Here is a 17,942-nt window from a genome sequence, read left to right on the forward strand (position 1 = left end):
CCCCCGCCCTCCACGACCGGCTGGTGGCCCGCATCTCCCACCTCCCCTACCTGCTGGCCGTGGCCCTCAACCGCATGGTGGCCCGCGACGAGCACCAGGAGCTGCTGATGTTCCTGGCCGCCGGGGGCTTCCGCGACCTGACCCGCGTGGCCTCGGGCTCCCCGCGCATGAGCCGCGACATGGTGGTGAGCAACCGCGAGGCCCTGCGCGAGGCGGTGGAGGAGCTGAGAGCGGTGCTGGCCGAGCTCGAGGAGCTGCTCGAGGCGCCCGAGGAGCTGCTGGGGGCCGCCCAGGCCGCCAAGCGCACCCGCGACTCGCTGCCCATCGTCAAGCGCAGCCTGCTCCCCACCCTGCACGAGCTGGTGGTGCAGGTGCCCGACAAGCCCGGCCAGATCGCCAAAATCTCCAACGCCCTGGGCGATGCCTACATCAACATCAAGCAGTTCGAGGTGCTGGCGATCCGCGACGAGGGCGGGGCCATCCGCATGGGCTTCGCCTCGGCGGAGGAGCGCGAAGCGGCCCGCCGGATTCTGGAGAACATCGGCTACCGGGTGCGGTGATGGCGGGAGTGTCGATAGCGGATAGCTGATAGCCAAAGGCCAAACGCAAGACACCGGACGTAGGGGTATCCTTCTTCTCGCCCCATCCACTAAGGCTAGGTCGCCCGGCCTCTCCCCTGCTTGTCCTCGAGCCGCTCGAGCACCCCCTGCAAGCTGCGCCCCAGAAGGCTCGCGAGGAGCACCAGATAGGCGAGGATGAGCACCCACCCGGCGATCACCAAGCCGCCCGGCAACGGGGTGCCGTGGGCGTAGCGGGCTATCATCCAGGTGATCAGCCAGGCCACGAGCAGCACCGCCAGCAGCAGCGCCCACAGGAAGCCCCACACCGCCGACAGCGCCTCCTGCCGGGCCGCCGGGGGGAGGCAGAGCAGCCGGTCCTTGTGCGGGACGTTCAGCCAGGCGAGGCGGGCGTCCCGCAAGGTCAGGGCCGAAAGGGCAACGATAAAAGCGGCGAGTCCGCTGAAGATAAGGAGAACTTGGAGCAGGCTCGACTTCGGCCCCCACGCCAGCGCGTTGCCCTGAAGGTCGAAGTGGGTGGGAATCCGATCGGGGAGCCTCTCATAAGCCAGCAGGCCATACCCCCACAGACCGAGCAAGAGCAGCAGGTCTAGGGCGGCCAACAGCCAATTGAGCATGGCTCCAGGATACTCCCCTACTCCGGAAGGACTTTCCCGGGGTTCAGCCGCCCCTCGGGGTCCAAGCGCCGCTTGACGTCCCAGAGGATGGCGAGGGTCTGGGCGTCCACCGCCTCGCTCATGAACTCGCGCTTCATCAGGCCGATGCCGTGCTCGCCCGAGAGCACCCCGCCGTGGCGCAGCGCCACCCGCGCGACCTCGTGAGCCAGCTCCCACACCCGCTCCTCGGGGTCGGTCTTGGGGTCGTAGAGGATGTTGGGGTGCAGGTTGCCGTCGCCGATGTGGCCGAACTGCACCAGCGGGAGCCCGTAGCGCCTGCCCAGGGCTTCGATCTCGCGCACCACGGCGGGGAGGCTCGAGCGCGGCACCGCGATGTCCTCGTTCATGCGCTTGGAGCGGATGCGCCCGATGGCCGGCGACACCGAGCGCCGCGCCTGCCAGAGCTGGGCGGCCTCGGCGGGGCTCTGCGCCAGCCGCACCGCCCCGCCCGCCGCGCGGCAGGCCTGCGCCACCCACTCCAGCTCCTCCGCCACCACCTCGGGGTCGTCGCCGTCGGTGTCCACGAGCAGCAGCGCCGCCGCGTCCACCGGCAGGCCCAGGTGCAAGTAGTCCTCGACCGCCCGGATGCAGCCCTGGTCGAGGAATTCCAGCTTCGCCGGGACCGCCCCCGCCGCGATGGCCTTGGAGACGGCCTCGGCGGCCTGCCCCACCTCGGCGAAGTGGGCCATGAGGGTGCGGGTGTGCTTGGGGAGGGGCTCGAGGCCCACCGTGGCCTCGGTGATGAGGCCCAGCGTGCCCTCGCTGCCGATGAGCAGCCCCGGCAGGTCGTAGGCCTCGCGGCCGAGGCGGTGCACCTCGCCCTCGGCGTCCACGAACTCGAGCTCGCGCACGTAGTCGCCGGTGACGCCGCGCTTGAAGCACATCGGGCCCCCCGCGTTCTCGGCCAGGTTGCCGCCCAGGGTGCTGGTGCGGAAGGAGGCGGGGTCGGGCGGGTAGTACAGCCCGTGGGGCCTGGCCCGCTCGCTGATCTGCGCCGTGACCACCCCCGGCTGGGCGATGGCGATGCGGCGGACGGGGTCGAGCTCGAGGCGCGTCATCTTGGTGAACGCCACCACCAGGCTCTCCCGCACCGGCACCGCCCCGCCCGATAACCCGCTGGCCGCCCCCCGCGCCACCACGGGCAGGCCCGCCGCCTTGGCGAAGCGCACCACCTCCACCACGTCCTGCGTGGTCTCGGGCAACACGACCGCCGCCGGGGTTTCCCCGACGGCGATGGCGTCGTAGCGGTAGAGCTGGCGTTGCGGCAGGTCGGTGAGGACCTTGCGGCGGCTCAGGCGCTCGAGCAGGGGAGCTAGCGGCTTCACCCCCTCAGTCTAGCCGCGCGCTCAAGGGTTGGGGCAGTTGTCAATGACCGGGATGCCCTTGAGGAGCACCTTGCCCGAGCTGCCCGCCGAGTTGTAGAAGGTGAGCTCGAGCTGGGTGTAGCCGATGATGTTGGGCGTGGGCACCACCACGATCTTGGACATCTGCTGGCCACCGACGAGGTAGGGCGCGGTCCCGGGGCCGAAGGCGAAGTTGACCTGGATGTAGCCGGGCGGGTTCTCGACGTAAGTGTTGTCGCCGTACACGTAGGTGCTCACCGTGCTGCGCTCGCCCGTGGTCTGGCCCACGAACACCGACTCCCAGCGGTCGAGGTCGCCCTCGAAGCGGAAGTTGTAGCGCCCGGTGGTGAAGGTGTTGTCGCAGATGTACGAGCGCCCCTTGCTGTCTTGATACTCCGTCTCATAACCGAGAATCTTGACATACAGCCCAGGGATTCGGCCTTGGCTTATGTCGATGGTAATGGTGCAGGCTGCGAGGAGGAGGGCCAACGGGAATGCTAACCAAAGTTTTCTCATACTCTCAGGGTAGCAACCTACATAAGAAATGGGTTAGGCCCGTCTTTGGCAACATTAGACTGGCATTATGGCGTACTGGCTGTTGAAGTCCGAACCCGACGCGTTCAGCATCGCCGACCTCGAGCGCATCCACCGCAGCCTGTGGGACGGGGTGCGCAATTACCAAGCCCGCAACTTCCTGCGCTCCATGCAGCCGGGCGACCTGGCCTTCTTCTACCACTCGAGCACCGAGCCCCCGGGCGTCGTGGGCGTGTGCAGGGTCGTCCGCACCGGCGTGGCCGACCCCACCCAGTTCGACCCGCACAGCGAGTACCACGACCCCGCCGCCCAGCCGGAAAAGCCCCGCTGGTGGACGGTGGAGGTCGAGTTCGTCCAGCGCTTCGGGCGCATGGTAAGCCTCGAGACCCTGCGCCAGACCTTCACCCCCGACGAGCTGTGGGTGGTACGGCGCGGCAACCGCCTCTCCGTAATGCCGGTGAGCGAGGAAGCCGCACGTCGCATCCTCGAGCTGGCCGGGGAAGCCGTCGGCTCACCTTAGAGGCTCGTGGCTCGTCGAGGGTCTAGGGCCAGGGCGTCTCGCGTACGGCGTACGACGCAGGACGTACGACGCACGACCCGCGTCCTGCGTCCGGCCCACGCCCCCCTCAAACCATCTCCCCCACCGCCTCTTCCGCCACCCGCACCAGCGTCCCTGAGCGGATCAGCTCCCGCAGGCGCGAGAGCTCGGGCTTGAGGTAGCGGTCGCGGTCGAGGTGCGGGATCTCCTCCCGGATGCGCCGGTAGATGGCCTCCACGCCCCTGCCCGGCCGCAGCGGGGCGTGGAAGTCGAGGGCCTGGGCGGCGGAGGCGAGCTCGATGGCGAGCACCCACAGCACGTTCTCGTAGATGGCGCGGGCCTTGCGGGCGGCGTGGGTGCCCATCGAGACGTGGTCCTCCTGGTTGGCGCTGGTGGGGATGGAGTCCACGGAGGCCGGGTGGGCGAGCACCTTGTTCTCGCTCACGAGGGCGGCGGCGGTGTACTGGCTGATCATCAGGCCCGAGTTGAGGCCGCTCCCCTCGGCCAGGAAGGCCGGGAGGCCCGAGAGCGAGGGGTTGAGCATCTGCTCGATGCGGCGCTCGGAGATGTTGGCGAGCTCGGCCAGGGCGATGCCGGCGTAGTCGGCGGCCAGGGCCAGGGGCTGGCCGTGGAAGTTGCCGGCCGAGAGGGTGCGGGCCTCGTCCGGGAGGACCAACGGGTTGTCGGTGACGCTTACCATCTCGCGCAGCACCACCTCCCGCACGTGGGCGAGCGCGTCGCGGCTGGCCCCGTGCACCTGGGGGACGGCCCGCAGGCTGTAGGCGTCCTGCACCTTGTCGCAGTCGATGTGCGAGCGCATGATCTCGGAGTCGTGCAGGAGCTTGCGCACGTTGGCGCTGGTGGCGGCCATGCCGGGGTGGGGGCGCAGGCGGCTCACCGCCTCGTCGAAGGGGCGGTGGCTGGCCTTGAGGGCCTCGACGCTCATGGCGGCGGCCAGGTCGGCGCTCTTGAGCAAGGTCGCGCTGTCGAGGAGCAGCAGGGCCAGCAGCGAGGCCATGGCCTGGGTGCCGTTGATGAGGGCCAAACCCTCCTTGGCCTCGAGCTCCAGGGGCTCCAGCCCCAGCTCCCGCAGCACCTCGCCCGCCGGGCGCACCTGCCCCCGGTACTCCACCTCGCCCTCCCCCATCAGCGGCAGGCACATGTGGGCCAGGGGGGCCAGGTCGCCCGAAGCCCCCACCGAGCCCTGGGAGGGCACCACCGGGGTGACGCCCCGGTTGAGGAACTCCGTCAGGTAGTCGAGCACCACCACTCGCACCCCGGAGTAGCCCATCGCCAGGCTCTGCACCCGCAGCAGGAGCATCCCCCGCACCACCTCGGGCGCGAAGGGCTCCCCCACCCCGATGGCGTGGGACAGCAGCAGGTTGCGCTGCAAGAGCCTGAGGTCCTGCGGCGCGATCCGCACCGTCGCCAGCTTGCCGAAGCCGGTGTTGAGGCCGTAGACCGGCGCCCCCTTCTCCACCAGTTCGTCCACGAAGGCCCGGCAGCGGGCCACCCGTTCCCGCGCGGCCTGCGCGAGCCTGACGGGCTCGCCCCCGCGCACCACACGCCCGAAGGCCTCGAGGCTCACCCCCGCATCCAGTTCGACCATGCTTGACCTCGCTTCACGCTAGGTTGTATATACAACCTGTGAGGGGTCCCCGTAAACCCCCGGCGTGCCAAACCGTAACCCTCATGCCCTGAAAACCCGTTTACGGGGTCGAAAGAGGTTCCCTTGTGAAGTACCTCCAGGTCAAGGAAGCGGTGTTGCGCGAACTCGCCAAGCCCCAGCCCGGTTTTCCCCTCTCGGAGAACCAGCTCTCCCAGCGCTTCGGCGTCAGCCGCATGACCGCGCGGCGGGCCTTGCAGGAGCTCGAGCGCGAGGGCTACCTCTCGAGGCAGCAGGGCAAGGGCAGCTTCCCCGCCCGGCGCCGCTTCAGCCAGGGCTCGCTGCGGGTGCGGCCCTTCTACGAGTTCGCCGCCGCGCAGGGGGCCGTGCCCCGGACCCAGGTGCTCGCCGCCGAGCCCCGGCCCGCCCCCGCCGAGGTGGCCGAGAAGCTGGGCACCCCCGACACGCTCTGCGTGCGGCGTTTGCGCTTTTTGGACGAGGAGCCGGTGATCCTCGAGACCCGCTACCTCGACGCCCGCCGCTGCGGCGCGGTGCTGGAGCACGACCTCACCGCCGAGTCGCTCCACGACATCCTGGTGCACGCGCTCGGCCTGCCGCTGACCAAGGTGTGGCAGCGCCTCGAGGCCGTGGCGCTCGATCCCGAGGTCGCCGCCCTGCTCGCCCAGCCCGCCGGGGCGCCGGGGCTACGGCTGGAGCGCGTGACCTACACCCTACAGACCCCCGTGACCTGGGTCGAGTACCTGATGCGCGGGGACCGCTACTTTTTCGAAGACACCTTCACGCCCCAAGGAGAACGCCCATGACCTACAAAGCCCCTCGAGGCCCTGCCAAAACCGCCAAAGGCTGGATCCAGGAAGCCGCCAAGCGCATGCTCTTGAACAACCTCGACGCCGAGGTGGCCGAGCGGCCCGAAGAGCTCATCGTCTACGGCGGGCGCGGCAAGGCGGCCCGCTCGCCCCAGGACTTGCAGCGCATCCTGGGGGTGCTCGATCGCCTCGAGAACGACGAAACCCTGCTGGTGCAGTCGGGCCGGGCGGTGGGGGTGTTCAAGACCCAGCCCCTGGCCCCCCGGGTCATCCTCGCCAACTCCAACCTCGTGCCCCGGTGGGCCACCTGGGAGGAGTTCGACCGCCTGGACCGCCTGGGCCTGATGATGTACGGCCAGATGACCGCGGGGAGCTGGATCTACATCGGCACCCAGGGCATCCTCCAGGGCACCTACGAGACCTTCGCCGCCGCGGCCCGCAAGCACTTCGGCGGCTCGCTGAAGGGCACCGTCACCGTCACCGGCGGGCTGGGCGGCATGGGCGGGGCCCAGCCCCTGGCCGTGACGCTCAACGGCGGGGTGGCGATCTGCGTGGAGATTGACCCCGAGCGCATCCAGCGCCGCCTGGACACCGCCTACCTCGACGTGCGGGCCGACTCCCTCGACGAAGCCCTGCGGCTGGCGGAGGAGGCCAAGCAGGGGGGCGAGCCCCTCTCCATCGGGCTGTTGGGCAACACCGCCGAGGTCCTGCCCGAGATGGTGCGCCGGGGCTTCACCCCCGAACTCGTCACCGACCAGACCAGCGCCCACGACCCCCTCTACGGCTACGTCCCCGTCCTGCACGCCGACGAAGACCCCAACACCCTGCGCAAGGCCGACCCCGAGGGCTACCGGGGCCGGGTGCTCGAGGCGATGGCCCGGCACTGCGCCGCCATCGTGGAGATGCACAAGCGCGGCGCGGTGGCCTTCGACTACGGCAACAACCTGCGCGCCTTCGCCCAGCTCGGCGGCTTCGGCGAGGCCTTCAGCTACCCCGGCTTCGTGCCCGCCTTCATCCGCGACCAGTTCTGCGAGGGGCGCGGCCCCTTCCGCTGGGTGGCGCTCTCCGGCAGACCTGAGGACATCTACAAGACCGATCAGGCCGTGCTCGAGCTCTTCCCCGAGGACGAGGGCCTCTCCCGCTGGCTCACCGAGGGCGTGAAGAAGTTCAAGTTCCAGGGCCTCCCGGCCCGCATCTGCTGGCTGGGCTACAAGGAGCGCGACAAGGCCGGGCTCCTGTTCAACGAGATGGTGCGGAAGGGAGAACTCGAGGCCCCCATCGTCATCGGGCGCGACCACCTCGACGCGGGCTCGGTGGCCTCCCCCTACCGCGAGACCGAGGCCATGCTGGACACCTCCGACGCCGTGGCCGACTGGCCCCTCTTGAACTTCGCCTTGAACGCGGTCTCGGGCGCGGCCTGGGTCAGCTTCCACCACGGCGGCGGGGTGGGCATGGGCTACAGCCTCCACGCCGGGCAGGTCACGGTGGCGGATGGCTCGGAGGAAGCGGCCTACCGCTTGGAGCGCGTCCTCACCAACGACCCCGGCACCGGCGTCATGCGCCACGCCCACGCGGGCTACGACTCGGCGAAGGAAGTAGCGAGGGAACGCGGCCTCGACCTGGCGGGGTGGGAGAAGTAGGCTTCCTTCAGAAGCCGTCGATAGTCGATGGTCGATAGCCACGACGGGCCCGATAGTCCGAGGAGACTCGCGGGCACTCGCGCGAGGGGTCGAATGAAACAGGTATTTACGGGCATCGCTGAGCTTTACACGCCGCGGGAAAGGCTCGAGCGCGCCGCCCTCGCGGTGCAGGACGGGCGCTTTGTCTGGGTCGGGGCCGAGGCCGACCTGCCGGAGGAATACCGGGGCTGGCCCCGCACCGACCTAGGCGGGCGCAGTGAAGGGCCATCGGCCCCCGGCGTCCGCCGGTACTTAGGCGTGGTGCCGGGCCTCGTGGACGCCCACACTCATCTGGTTTACGGCGGCGACCGGCTTGGCGAGTATTTGCAGCGCGCCCGGGGCGAGAGCTACGAGGCCATCCTGGCCGCCGGGGGCGGGATCTACTCGACGGTGCGGGCCACGGCTGCAGCCTCCGAGGAGGAGCTTTACGAGCTGGCCGCCGCCCGCGCCGCCCTCTTCCTGGCCCAGGGCGTGACCAGCCTCGAGGTCAAGAGCGGCTACGGCCTCGAGCCCGAGGCCGAGCTCAAGATGCTTCGGGTGATCCGTCGGCTGGGGGAAACCCTGCCCCAGCGCGTCTTCCCCACCCTGCTCGCCCACGTGGTGCCGGGAGGTTGGGAGCGGGAAAGGTACGTGGCGATGTTTACCGCCGAGCTCATCCCCGAGGTGGCCCGTAGCGGGCTGGCCGAGGCCGTGGACGTCTTCTGCGACCAGGGGGCGTTCACGCTGGAGGAAACCCGGACCATCCTCGAGGCCGCCCTGTCCCACGGCCTGAAGATCAAGCTCCACGCCGAGCAGATCGCCCACACCGGGGCTACCAAGCTCGCAGCGGAACTGGGGGCGCTCTCAGCAGACCACCTCGAGCAGTCCACCCCGGGCGACTGGCAGGCCCTGGCCCGCGTCGGCACGGTGGGCACCGTCCTGCCGGGCGCGGCGGTCATCCTCCGCAAGCCCTTCCCCGACGCGCGGGCCATGTGGGACGCGGGCGTGAGGGTCGCCATCGCCACCGACCACAACCCCGGCTCGAGCCCGCTCTACAGCCCCTGGCTGGGGATGCAGCTCACCATGAGCCTGGGACGGCTCAGCGCCGAGGAAGCCCTGATCGCCCACACCGAGAACGCGGCTGTGGCCTTGGGGAGGGAGGATTTGGGGAGGATTGAGGTGGGAGCGCAGGCCGATTTCGTGGTGGTGGACTCAGGGAGTGCGCTCGAGGCCCTCTACCGCTGGGGCCATACTCCGATCCATTCCGTTTATATTGGTGGGAACCATGCTATGGCTAGGACCTCGGCAGGGCTACCTCTCTGACTGGGTCACCCAACGCTGGGGCAGCTCACGGGAGAACGGGTCGATCTCGAGCGTGAACCCTGGCTCGAAGGGCCCGTCGGGAAAACCACCGGCATCGGGCCGCAGTTCTTAGGCGGCTGTCTGGTGTCCCGCAAATAGCCGATGTACGTCAGCTACGCAACGTGCGCGACGGCGAGGTTGGTAGGCATGGTGAAACTCAACGTGTCGCCGCGCGAGTAGCGCTGCACCACTTCGCGGGTCTCCCGTTCAACCGCATCCACGAAGGTATCGAACGCTGCTGGATCCTCAATAAACGCGGGGATCACGGCAGCATAGGCCGTTTCCATCTTGCGGGCGAAGGTTTCGGGCGACGGGAAACGGGCATTGATCGCATGTGCCACCACCTCGATCTGCGCAAAGCCGGCGCCTTCAAGCAGAACGCGCAGGTGGTCGGCATCACCCAAGGAGAACGGGGCGACGAGGTCATCGTAGCTCACACCAAGCGGCGCAAGGTGTCGGGCCTCGATCTCGGCAAACTCCGCGAACAGGGATTGCCGTTCGATCCCCTGCCACACGGCGAGGGCGATCCGTCCACCTGGCACGAGGCTCGCATGGACACGCCGGAGCGCCGCCGCCGGGTCGGAGAAGAACTGGAGGCCCTGCTGACAGAGCACGAGGTCAAACTCGTCGGCCGAAAGATCGATCGTGACGGCGTCACCTTCCCGCCATTCGATCACCGCTCCGTCCGGTATGGGCTGCTTGCGCGCGACAGCCAGCATCGCCGGGTTGATGTCCACCGCCACCACCTTGCCGGCGGCTCCGACCAGCGGTGCCACGTGCCGCGCGACCAGGCCCGTCCCGCAGGCCACATCCAGCACACGCTCGCCGAGCTTTGGCGCGGCGAACTCGACAAGCACAGCGGTCAAGGGCTGGAAGATGCCAGGTCCATAGAACAGCTCGTACATTTCAGCAGGACTGGGAAGCTGAGATGCCATGGCGACCTCCTTCGAATCAGGTATCAATACGCCGAGTGTATCGCCTATATCAACGTGCGACTGATCATTCTTCGTCCAGCGCGATGCAGGTTGCGGCCCGCCCATGGTGGTAGACGAAGGTGGACCTGATTTGCTGCACGACGGACGCGAGACGGCCGCCCAACTAGCGATTAACTCTGCCGCATAACACCCTTTATTAGGATGTTATTTGGCGTGTCGGATGTTTTTAATAGCCAAAAGAGGTATTCGCGCAAAACTTCCCCCTTCCTCAACGAGGTCCGGAGTGTTCTTCGCCTCGAGCACATGAGTCGCCGTACAAAAGCTTCGTATGTCTACTAATATTAGACTTCATTCGCTTTCACGGCAAGCGCCATCCCAAAGAGATGGGGGTCGAGGAAATCCGGGCTTATCTGTCCCATCTGGCTACCGAGGGCAATGTGGCGGCACCCGCCCAAAACGTAACCCTCTTGGCGCTGCTCTTCCTTCACTACCAGGTGCTGAAGGTTAACCTGCCTGGCATCGAGAATGTTGTGGTGGACTCGATAAAGGCGCTCGAGGCCCTCTACCGCTGGGGTAATACGCCGGTCCGATCAGTGTATATTGGCGGGGCTAAAGCCTGGCCCGAGCCGGAGTCAACCGCCTCGCGGCGATAGCCCCCAACCTCATGCTCACTACCTTCGCAGCTATCCTCTTCGCCGTACTGGCCCTTGGGGTCGTGGCATTTCAAGTAGCCCTCGCCGCCGGCGCCCCCTGGGGGGAGTTCACCCTTGGGGGCAGATACCGTGGTGCCCTGCCGCACCCAGTACGCCCGATCCCGGTCGTCTCCGCAATCCTGCTCGCCGCCTTCGCGGCGGTGGTGCTTGCCCGCGCCGGGATCGCCTTTTCTGGGATCATGGCTGCCTCCAGCTACTTGGTCTGGGTCGTCGTCGCCTATTGCACCGCCGGGGCGCTGGCAAACTACATCACCCCTAGCCGCCGTGAACGCGCGATATGGTTTCCTGTAGTGATGGTCATGCTCGCCAGCAGCGCTATCGTGGCTATGAGCTAGGGCACGGTTACTACAGACTTTCTGGATCGCCGAGCATGCCTGGCCTCTCCGTCGAGCGTCAGGCATGTGCATGAGGTTGGCGGGAGCCGCGTGAAATCTGACCCGACGGTAGATGGCTTATACCCAGCGGCATAACGTCTCGGCCAACAACCGTGCCCCTACCAGTGAACTCAGCCCGCTCGAGTCCAGGCAATGCCAAGGACATCAATAGGGTTCAGGAACTCGCCCGTAACCTGTAGAGAATGCCGTGAAAGAGGTAAACCTAAAAAAAGGGGTTACGCTCAATCGATGTCGATATACAGGATTCCTTCTTGCTCGAGAGGGTATTCACCCAGGATGACACCCTCTTTCGTAACTGCCATCGCACCGCCGAAGTACGTGAAGTTCGCGTCCCAGTTCGCCAATTGGTTGACGAGGAGGAGATTCACCCCCGCCGCTCGAGATCGTTCGACGTAGCAGTGGCGCTCCTGGGCGTACCACTGCCCCGCCGTGGAGACTTCTGAGTCGTACCCTCGCGCCATTGGCACGACTAGCCAGTCGGGGTGGAGTTGTTCGACCTGCTCGAGCGCGGCATCGTTGAAGAGGTCGCCGCAGAGCAGATAGGTGGTCGTGCCGATGGGCAAACGGCTTGCGGAGATCTGCTCCCCCTCTGCATAGATCATGTCGTTGCACGGTCTACTGTGCCAATGGTGCCAGTGGTTGTCTATACGACGATATTTTGTTTCGATCGTCCCCTGTGGCGACAGAACAACATAAGTGTCGTACAGCTTCCCGGAGTCTTGCTCAAACACGCCGATGCCGACCCAGAGAGAGAGTGACCGGGCGGCTTGGCCGATCTGGGCCGTGATCCGGCCCGGCACCGTGTACCCGAGTGTCCTATCGTAGAGCGGATCGCCGGTGTTGATGAAGCCCGTGACCGCGGCTTCGGAAAAGAAAACGGCTGTCGCGCCATTCCGAGCGGCCTGTGCCGAAAAGTCGCAAATCTTTTGGACGTTCTTATCGACATGCGGTGTAACGCTGGGGATAGCAAGGGCGACACGCATATCCGAACCCCTTAGACGGTATGACGCTCAGCTCACACGACAGGCACTGCTCGCGCGGGCTAACACCTGAGTTAAGCCGCGCCGCGAAGCGGCGTCGGCTTGGACGAATTGTTAGGCGTCAGCGCACAGGGCGCCACGCCGTTGCCAAGCTCCACGCAGGTCCGAAGATAAACCACACGACGACAGCGCCAAATGCGTGCTTGTGCCAAGCGAGCAGCGGCTCAGCGGCAGCTGCATTGCCGCTGAAGTACGCCAGCACTTCCACAAGCGCCATTGTAATGACCGCAGCCCCGATGCACCTGACCCACAGAAGCAGGTCGTAGCGGACAAGCGCCCATCCGCGGGACGGAGCCTGCGAGGGCGCTGGGCCGGCGGCGAACCTATGTGCAAAGCGCTCGTCCGCCCAACGTACGGCTATGCCTCCAAAGGCAACGGTGAAGCCGATATAGGCCGCCGCGAGTCCGTGGGCGAATGCAGGTGTAGCGCCCCTCCGGAGATCTACGGCCGTGAAGGTGATGAGCAGCAGGTCAACCACAGGTAGGCACATGAGGAGTATGCGGCTCACGCGCTCTCTTCGAAGCAGATACCGAACTGCAAGCGCCAGCACCAAGATGACCCAGAAAGTGATCTCGCACCCGACAATGAGCGCGTAGAGCAATTCAGACTCCTTCAACATGCGCGGCGATACCTCCCCTGACGCTTAACTAGTAATTATACCGCACCAGCGGTATAACACTCTCTTGAGAGAAGTTATACCGAAGTGGCGAATGCCGATAAACCACCAAAGTTTTATTCACCCAAAACCTCCTCTTTCCTAAACTCGGTGCGCGAGGCCATCAGGGTTCGCCATCTAGCCCGTAGTACCGAGCAATCGTACCTGTACTGCGTCACCGATTTTATCAGGTTCCACGGCAGAAAGCATCCAAAAGACATGGGGCAGAGGAAGTAAGAGCCTATCTGACCGACCTTGCGGTCAACCAGAATGTATCGGCCTCGACGCAGAATGTGGCCCTGTCAGCCTTGCTGTTTTTGTACAAGACGGTACTCGAGAACCCCTACCCGAGAACATCGAGGCCATCCGGGCCAAACGAACCAAGCACTTACCTATGGTGTTTACCAGAGAAGAGGTTCAGGCCATACTGGCCCATACCCGTGGGGTTCACCATCTGGTTTTGTCACTGCTATACGGAACTGGAATGCGCCTGATGGAGGGCTTGCGCTTGCGTGTCAAGGACGTTGACTTTGCCCGCAGGGAAATCACGGTGCGGGAAACCAAAGGCGATTGGGAACGCAAAACCATGTTGCCAGCCAAGCTGGTGGATAGGCTGCATAGGAGCTCGAGTACGCTAAAGCCCTGCATGACCTCGACCTCGCGGAAGGGTATGCGTCACAGCTTTGCCACCCACCTCCTGGAGAACGGCTACGACATCCACACCGTGCAAGAGCTTTTGGGCTACAAGGACGTTAAAACCACCATGGTTTACACACACGCCTTGAACCGAGGTGGAGGGGGCGTTCGTGGCCCACTCGATTCATCGGAATGGGGTCTGGAGCGGAGACCCTGACCAAGCCGGGGTTTGGTCGGGGATGGATAGCCCCAGGCGCTCGTCAGGGCGCCGTACCCGCTCACCTCCTTTCTGGCAGAATCCTTCCCGTGAACCTTGACCGTCGGGGTATGGGGTTCCCGGCACGACGTGGCCCGGCCGGGGTAAAACCCCGAGGGCTCGCCCCGAACGCACTCCCTACGGGGGATGGCTTTGAACGGGGCATGTGCAATGCCCAGAGAGCAGGCTCGATGGGCAGGGGCCGTCGTAAACCGGCCCCGATTCTGAGGGTGTCGTCTCTGCGTCGTCCTCCCTCGGAAAGCCCTAACCGGAGCGCGTCAGCGCTTGGTTAGGGTTGTTTACAGGGCTATTTCAGGACCCCACACCGCCAGCACCTCGGCCAGCAGCCGCGCTCCCACCAGTGCCGAAAGGCCGCTCGAGTCCAACCCCGGCGTAAGCTCCACGAAGTCGAAGCCCACGAGTTCGTTCTGCTCTATCGTCCGCCGCACCACCGCGATGGCCTCGCCATAGGTCAGGCCCTCCACCTCGGGGCTGCTGGTTCCGGGCATGACCGAGGGGTCGAGCACGTCGGCGTCGAAGCTGAGGTAGACCTTTTTGCCCTGGGGAAGCTGGGCTAAGACCTCGCTGAGGTTCTGCCGCACCTGGGTTGCCGGGATGAGCGTATGGCCGCGCTCTTTGGCGGCCCGGTAGGCCTCGGGGTTGGTGCGCAGGCCCCGCAGGCCGATCACGGTGATGTGCTTCAGGCCCGGCACGTCTTCGGCGGCGCGGCGGAAGGGGGAAGAGTTGGCGTAGCGCGTGGCGTTGCGGCTGTCGGAAAAGTCGAGGTGGGCGTCGAGCTGGACGACGTAAAGCTCCTCGAGGTCGTCGTAAGCCCGCAGCACGGGGTAGCTGACCGAGTGGTCGCCGCCCACGAACACGGGCAGCCGGACGCGCTTCCTGAGCTCGCGGGCGGCCTCGGTGACGCGGCGGAAGGTCTCGGCGTACTCGAGCTGCGCCGGGTCCACGTCGCCCGCGTCCGCCAGGCTCACGCCCGCCAGGCGGTAGGTCTCGGTCTCGAGGTCGAAGTAGCCCTCGGGGCCGGGGGCGTAGCGGCCGCTGGCCTCGCGCAGGGCGTTCGGGGCGAAGCGGGCGCCGGGGCGGTAGCCCACGGCGAAGTCGTAGGGCAGGCCCAGAAAGCCCACGTCGGCGGTCCAGGGCTCGCTCAGGGGGCGGTGGGGGGCCTTGAGGAAGGTGGCGGGGCCGGTGAAGGCGAGCTCGAGGTGGCGCATGCCCCGATTCTAGGCTCCGGCGGGGCTCATGGAGGCGCGCTACCATGGAACCAGGAGGAAGTATGGCGCGAACGGCGGCAGTCACACCGGCCTGGAGCCTGGCCGGGGCGGGGGCGGTGGGGGCCTTCGTGGCGGTGCTCTCCGACCTGATCGGGCAGCGCACCAACTCCACGGTGTTCCAGGCCGCGCAGGTGCTGGGGAGCTTGGGGCTGGCCTTCGTGAGCCCGCTGCTGGCGGCCGGGCTGTTCATCGTGCTGGGGGCGCTGCTGGCGCTGATCCTCGAGGCCAACTCCACCAAGACCGCCTTCTACATCGGCACCGCCATCCTCGCCACCATCATGAACCTGGTGCCCCGGCAGGCCCCCCCGCCCCTGCCGGCGGACCCCAGCAACACGGGCTTGGGCGGCCTGCAGGCTACCCTGCCCGCGCCGGGGCAGCGCTCGAGCCTGGCCCCCGGCGCCCAGGCCCTGAGGGGCGCCGCCGAGGTGCGCGTCCGGCTCAGCTTCGAGGCCGCCCCGCCCCAAAGCCTCACGGTCACGCTCGAGACCCCCTACGGCCAGCCCCTGCACCGCTCGGTGATCCGGCCGCAGGGCTTCACCTTCTACCACGACCCGGGTCGCTACGTGCTCGAGTTCGCCGCCGAGGGCTACAGCCTCACCCGCTGCCTGCTCGAGCTCAGCCCCGACCGGCGCTACGCCGTCGAGTTAAGGCTCCGCACCAGCCGGGTTCCCCTCTTCGCCCAACAGCTCGTGCAGATGACCTTCCGGCCTGAGCCGTGCCCGGTGCGGTTGATAGCTGATAGCCGATAGCCCATAGCCGGTAGCTGGGCGCCGGGCGCGGGTCGTGCGTCGTACGTCGTACGCGAAACGCAAAACGCCAGACGTCTTGGCCCCCGGCCCTGGACCCTCGACGCCGGCGGGGAGGGGTAAACCACAGGCCACGCGCTGACGGCTGAGCGCTTTTCCCTCACCTCCCCTCCATCCCTAGCCGCAGCAACGCCTGGTTGATCAGGCTGAAGGCGTCGCGGCGAAGGTGGAAGGTGTAAATCTCGGGGATGGTGTCGCTGAGGAAGACGTAGACGTAGCGGCAGCCGTCGGGGGCCTCGAGGTAGCCGGTGAAGCCCAGCACCCCGGCCGTGTTGCCCGACTTGCCGCCGTAGTAGCTGTAGCGCACGCGCAGGTGGCGCCAGCCGTAGCCCTTAGCCATGACCTCGCGGAAGTGCGCGTCGGCTTCGGGCGAGAGCCCGTTTTGGGCAAAGGCCGCCCACAGGAAGCGGGCCCACTCCACGGGCGTGGAGGCGTTCTGGAGGTTGCGGTCGATCTGGGCCATCTGCTCCCAGGTGTAGCCCCCGGCGTAGAAGGTCTTGAAGGCCCGGTACAGGCGGTCGGGGTGGAGGGTCTGGGCGATGGCGTCGAGGCGCTGGGCGATCTGCAGGCGTTCTTCCGGCGCGGCCTGGGCGAAGCGCTGGCTCGAGCTCAGCAGGTTGTAGCGGGGGAAGTCGGGGCCGCCGAGGCCGCTCTCCGCCGTCCACCAGGTCTTGGTGGGTAGCAGGAGGCGCGTCTTGCAGAGCTTGAGCTCGTCGGCCAGGGGTTGCAGGCTGCCTAGGCCCACGCGGCGGTGGAGGATGTCGGTGGCGGTGTTGTCGGAGTGCTCGATCATGCGGTAACCCAGGCCCAGGACCGGCGTGTTGTCGTAGGGGTAGCCGCCGAGCGACTGGTTGGCCCGCGTGACCACGAAGCGCTCCTCCATGTCGAGGCTGCCCTGGTCGGCCTGGCGCAGCACCTCGAGCCACACGGCGGTTTTATAGTTCGAGGCCAGCGGAAAAACTTCCTCCGGGGAGATCTGCACCACCTTCGAGGGCCGGAACTCGCTCTCCCCCGGCTCGAAACGGGCCACGTACAGCCCCACCCGCCCCCGGATGGCCGGGGGCACCGCTGGCGGCGCCACCTGTTCGGCTTCGGGAAGCTCGAGGCAGGGGCTCCCGACGGGCAGGGGCTGCTCGAGCACCTCCGCCGCCTGCGGCAGATCAGGCCGAGCCCTGCTCCCCGAATTGCTCCACAGCACCCAAGCCCCGACCAGCGCCGACAAAACCAACAGTGTCCAGACCGATCCCCGCACGTTCGGCCTAACTCTACGGCCTTTTGGCGCTTCTTAGCTGAGAGAGGAAGGACGGGTTTAGAGGGCGCGTGTAGTTCGTCGAGGGCCAAGGCGTCTCGCGTAGGACGTACGACGTAGGACGTAGGACATGCGTTTTGCGTCTCGCGTCTTGCGTCTTGCGTCTCGCGTCTTGCGTCTTGCGTCTCGCGTTCGGCGTTCGGCGTATGACGTAGGACGTACGACGCACGACCCGCGCCTAGCGCCCGGCGCCCGGCTATCGGCTACCGACCACCGACCTCCCTCAACGCCGCCTCGAGCTCCCCCCTCCCCACCGGCACGATCTCCCCGAAGCGCAGGTACACCAGCCGCACCTCGGGGTCTACCTTCCAGGCCTGGCGGATGGCCTCGCGGTAGACGGCGAGCTGGAAGTGGTAGCGGGCGGGCTCGATCTCGCGGTCGGTCTTGTAGTCCTCCAGGATCCAGCGGCCCCCCACCCGGTAAAGCCGGTCAATGACGCCCTGCCACACGGTGTCGCCCAGCGGCAGGGCCATGGGGAACTCGGGGTAGTCCTCGTCGCGGGGCCAGGGCAAGCCCTCGCCCAGCAGGGCCTCGTAGCGCCCCAGCAGCTCGCCCACCTCCTGCATGATGGCCCGGCGCTCGTCGGGGTCGAAGGGGAACATCACCTCCTGGGCCTCGAGGTTGCGGTAGTGGTCGGGGTCGGAGAAGCGCCAGTTCTGGCCGATGGCGTAGTGGACGAGCGCTGGGCGATCTGCAGGCGTTCTTCCGGCGCGGCCTGGGCGAAGCGCTGGCTCGAGCTCAGCAGGTTGTAGCGGGGGAAGTCGGGGCCGCCGAGGCCGCTCTCCGCCGTCCACCAGGTCTTGGTG

General features: G+C 67.0%; 19 protein-coding genes and 1 pseudogene. 10 read left to right on the forward strand and 10 right to left on the reverse strand.

All coding sequences use genetic code 11. The features are described 5' to 3' along the window. Positions 1 to 560 (forward strand): prephenate dehydrogenase dimerization domain-containing protein (locus tag Mterra_RS09895; RefSeq protein ID WP_119315057.1); only part of this gene is annotated, 560 nt, incomplete at its 5' end. Between the two features lie 95 nt (positions 561 to 655). Here the strand turns inward: Mterra_RS09895 and Mterra_RS09900 are convergent. Genes Mterra_RS09900 through Mterra_RS09910 form a run of 3 tightly spaced genes read right to left on the reverse strand, consistent with a single transcriptional unit; the run spans position 656 to position 3,093 of the window. Beyond that, entirely contained in the window at positions 656 to 1,195 is a 540-nt protein-coding gene (locus Mterra_RS09900; protein WP_119315058.1) for a DUF1648 domain-containing protein, read from the reverse strand. 17 nt (positions 1,196 to 1,212) lie between these two features. Continuing rightward, positions 1,213 to 2,559, reverse strand: coding sequence for an FAD-binding oxidoreductase (locus Mterra_RS09905; RefSeq protein WP_119315059.1), 1,347 nt, complete (start codon positions 2,557 to 2,559; stop codon positions 1,213 to 1,215). A gap of 21 nt (positions 2,560 to 2,580) precedes the next feature. After that, positions 2,581 to 3,093 (reverse strand): hypothetical protein, encoded by a 513-nt coding sequence (locus Mterra_RS09910; protein WP_147372660.1) that lies wholly within the window; start codon positions 3,091 to 3,093, stop codon positions 2,581 to 2,583. A gap of 67 nt (positions 3,094 to 3,160) precedes the next feature. On the opposite strand from Mterra_RS09910, the gene Mterra_RS09915 reads away from it, so the two are divergent. After that, the gene (locus Mterra_RS09915) at positions 3,161 to 3,631 is read left to right on the forward strand and encodes an EVE domain-containing protein (protein ID WP_119315061.1); all 471 of its coding nucleotides are present in this window, start codon (positions 3,161 to 3,163) and stop codon (positions 3,629 to 3,631) included. Positions 3,632 to 3,737: 106 nt separating this feature from the next. On the opposite strand, the gene hutH is transcribed toward Mterra_RS09915, so the two are convergent. After that, positions 3,738 to 5,258: a histidine ammonia-lyase gene (gene hutH, locus Mterra_RS09920; protein ID WP_119315062.1), complete on the reverse strand. Its 1,521-nt coding sequence runs from the start codon at positions 5,256 to 5,258 to the stop codon at positions 3,738 to 3,740. 125 nt (positions 5,259 to 5,383) lie between these two features. Here hutH and Mterra_RS09925 point away from each other — a divergent pair, with 125 nt between their 5' ends. The 3 genes from Mterra_RS09925 to hutI all read left to right on the forward strand — a co-directional run bounded on the left by Mterra_RS09925 (position 5,384) and on the right by hutI (position 9,063). Continuing rightward, on the forward strand, positions 5,384 to 6,079 hold the full coding sequence (locus Mterra_RS09925) for a GntR family transcriptional regulator (protein ID WP_119315063.1): 696 nt from the start codon (positions 5,384 to 5,386) through the stop codon (positions 6,077 to 6,079). Beyond that, positions 6,076 to 7,722, forward strand: coding sequence for a urocanate hydratase (hutU, locus tag Mterra_RS09930; RefSeq protein WP_119315064.1), 1,647 nt, complete (start codon positions 6,076 to 6,078; stop codon positions 7,720 to 7,722). The genes Mterra_RS09925 and hutU overlap by 4 nt, the downstream gene beginning before the upstream one ends. A gap of 93 nt (positions 7,723 to 7,815) precedes the next feature. Beyond that, the gene (gene hutI, locus Mterra_RS09935) at positions 7,816 to 9,063 is read left to right on the forward strand and encodes an imidazolonepropionase (protein WP_119315065.1); all 1,248 of its coding nucleotides are present in this window, start codon (positions 7,816 to 7,818) and stop codon (positions 9,061 to 9,063) included. Between the two features lie 152 nt (positions 9,064 to 9,215). Here hutI and Mterra_RS09940 read toward each other — a convergent pair whose 3' ends face one another. Next, entirely contained in the window at positions 9,216 to 10,037 is an 822-nt protein-coding gene (locus Mterra_RS09940) for a class I SAM-dependent methyltransferase (RefSeq protein WP_119315072.1), read from the reverse strand. A 338-nt stretch (positions 10,038 to 10,375) separates the two neighbouring features. On the opposite strand from Mterra_RS09940, the gene Mterra_RS22845 reads away from it, so the two are divergent. Continuing rightward, positions 10,376 to 10,690 carry a site-specific integrase gene (locus Mterra_RS22845; RefSeq protein WP_420836697.1) on the forward strand — a complete coding sequence of 105 codons (315 nt, stop codon included), beginning with the start codon at positions 10,376 to 10,378 and terminating at the stop codon, positions 10,688 to 10,690. Positions 10,691 to 10,701: 11 nt separating this feature from the next. Next, complete coding sequence (locus Mterra_RS09950) at positions 10,702 to 11,085, forward strand: hypothetical protein (protein ID WP_119315066.1); 384 nt, start codon at positions 10,702 to 10,704, stop codon at positions 11,083 to 11,085. A gap of 281 nt (positions 11,086 to 11,366) precedes the next feature. Here the strand turns inward: Mterra_RS09950 and Mterra_RS09955 are convergent, their stop codons facing one another. Together Mterra_RS09955 and Mterra_RS09960 are read right to left on the reverse strand one after the other, a co-directional pair. Next, on the reverse strand, positions 11,367 to 12,128 hold the full coding sequence (locus Mterra_RS09955) for a carbon-nitrogen hydrolase family protein (RefSeq protein ID WP_119315067.1): 762 nt from the start codon (positions 12,126 to 12,128) through the stop codon (positions 11,367 to 11,369). 118 nt (positions 12,129 to 12,246) lie between these two features. Continuing rightward, positions 12,247 to 12,804: a hypothetical protein gene (locus tag Mterra_RS09960; RefSeq protein WP_119315068.1), complete on the reverse strand. Its 558-nt coding sequence runs from the start codon at positions 12,802 to 12,804 to the stop codon at positions 12,247 to 12,249. 147 nt (positions 12,805 to 12,951) lie between these two features. Between Mterra_RS09960 and Mterra_RS23660 the strand changes: the two are divergent. Together Mterra_RS23660 and Mterra_RS23665 are read left to right on the forward strand one after the other, a co-directional pair. After that, positions 12,952 to 13,334 (forward strand): annotated as a pseudogene (locus Mterra_RS23660) (site-specific integrase). Next, a complete protein-coding gene (locus Mterra_RS23665; RefSeq protein WP_218022918.1) occupies positions 13,235 to 13,693 on the forward strand; it encodes a tyrosine-type recombinase/integrase in 459 nt (152 codons plus the stop codon). The pseudogene Mterra_RS23660 and the gene Mterra_RS23665 overlap by 100 nt, the downstream one beginning before the upstream one ends. A 338-nt stretch (positions 13,694 to 14,031) precedes the next feature. Here the strand turns inward: Mterra_RS23665 and speB are convergent, their stop codons facing one another. Further along, positions 14,032 to 14,961, reverse strand: coding sequence for an agmatinase (gene speB, locus Mterra_RS09975; protein WP_119315069.1), 930 nt, complete (start codon positions 14,959 to 14,961; stop codon positions 14,032 to 14,034). Positions 14,962 to 15,023: 62 nt separating this feature from the next. On the opposite strand from speB, the gene Mterra_RS09980 reads away from it, so the two are divergent. Next, positions 15,024 to 15,770 carry a hypothetical protein gene (locus tag Mterra_RS09980; RefSeq protein WP_147372662.1) on the forward strand — a complete coding sequence of 249 codons (747 nt, stop codon included), beginning with the start codon at positions 15,024 to 15,026 and terminating at the stop codon, positions 15,768 to 15,770. 157 nt (positions 15,771 to 15,927) lie between these two features. On the opposite strand, the gene Mterra_RS09985 is transcribed toward Mterra_RS09980, so the two are convergent. Continuing rightward, the gene (locus Mterra_RS09985) at positions 15,928 to 17,079 is read right to left on the reverse strand and encodes a serine hydrolase (protein WP_147372664.1); all 1,152 of its coding nucleotides are present in this window, start codon (positions 17,077 to 17,079) and stop codon (positions 15,928 to 15,930) included. A 260-nt stretch (positions 17,080 to 17,339) separates the two neighbouring features. Beyond that, positions 17,340 to 17,942: PD-(D/E)XK nuclease family protein (locus Mterra_RS09990; protein ID WP_245971590.1), on the reverse strand; the 603-nt coding region annotated here is incomplete at its 5' end.

Origin of the sequence: Calidithermus terrae, from assembly GCF_003574345.1 — a bacterium.
Taxonomy (GTDB): Bacteria; Deinococcota; Deinococci; order Deinococcales; family Thermaceae; genus Calidithermus; species Calidithermus chliarophilus.

Excerpts from the sequence above, each read along its gene's own strand:
- speB (WP_119315069.1), bottom strand. The coding sequence starts at position 14,961 with ATGCGCCACCTCGAGCTCGCCTTCACCGGCCCCGCCACCTTCCTCAAG.
- Mterra_RS09900 (WP_119315058.1), bottom strand. The coding sequence starts at position 1,195 with ATGCTCAATTGGCTGTTGGCCGCCCTAGACCTGCTGCTCTTGCTCGGT.
- hutI (WP_119315065.1), top strand. The coding sequence starts at position 7,816 with ATGAAACAGGTATTTACGGGCATCGCTGAGCTTTACACGCCGCGGGAA.
- Mterra_RS09940 (WP_119315072.1), bottom strand. The coding sequence starts at position 10,037 with ATGGCATCTCAGCTTCCCAGTCCTGCTGAAATGTACGAGCTGTTCTAT.
- hutH (WP_119315062.1), bottom strand. The coding sequence starts at position 5,258 with ATGGTCGAACTGGATGCGGGGGTGAGCCTCGAGGCCTTCGGGCGTGTG.
- Mterra_RS09910 (WP_147372660.1), bottom strand. The coding sequence starts at position 3,093 with ATGAGAAAACTTTGGTTAGCATTCCCGTTGGCCCTCCTCCTCGCAGCC.
- Mterra_RS23665 (WP_218022918.1), top strand. The coding sequence starts at position 13,235 with ATGGTGTTTACCAGAGAAGAGGTTCAGGCCATACTGGCCCATACCCGT.
- hutU (WP_119315064.1), top strand. The coding sequence starts at position 6,076 with ATGACCTACAAAGCCCCTCGAGGCCCTGCCAAAACCGCCAAAGGCTGG.
- Mterra_RS09955 (WP_119315067.1), bottom strand. The coding sequence starts at position 12,128 with ATGCGTGTCGCCCTTGCTATCCCCAGCGTTACACCGCATGTCGATAAG.
- Mterra_RS09960 (WP_119315068.1), bottom strand. The coding sequence starts at position 12,804 with ATGTTGAAGGAGTCTGAATTGCTCTACGCGCTCATTGTCGGGTGCGAG.
- Mterra_RS09980 (WP_147372662.1), top strand. The coding sequence starts at position 15,024 with ATGGCGCGAACGGCGGCAGTCACACCGGCCTGGAGCCTGGCCGGGGCG.
- Mterra_RS09915 (WP_119315061.1), top strand. The coding sequence starts at position 3,161 with ATGGCGTACTGGCTGTTGAAGTCCGAACCCGACGCGTTCAGCATCGCC.
- Mterra_RS09950 (WP_119315066.1), top strand. The coding sequence starts at position 10,702 with ATGCTCACTACCTTCGCAGCTATCCTCTTCGCCGTACTGGCCCTTGGG.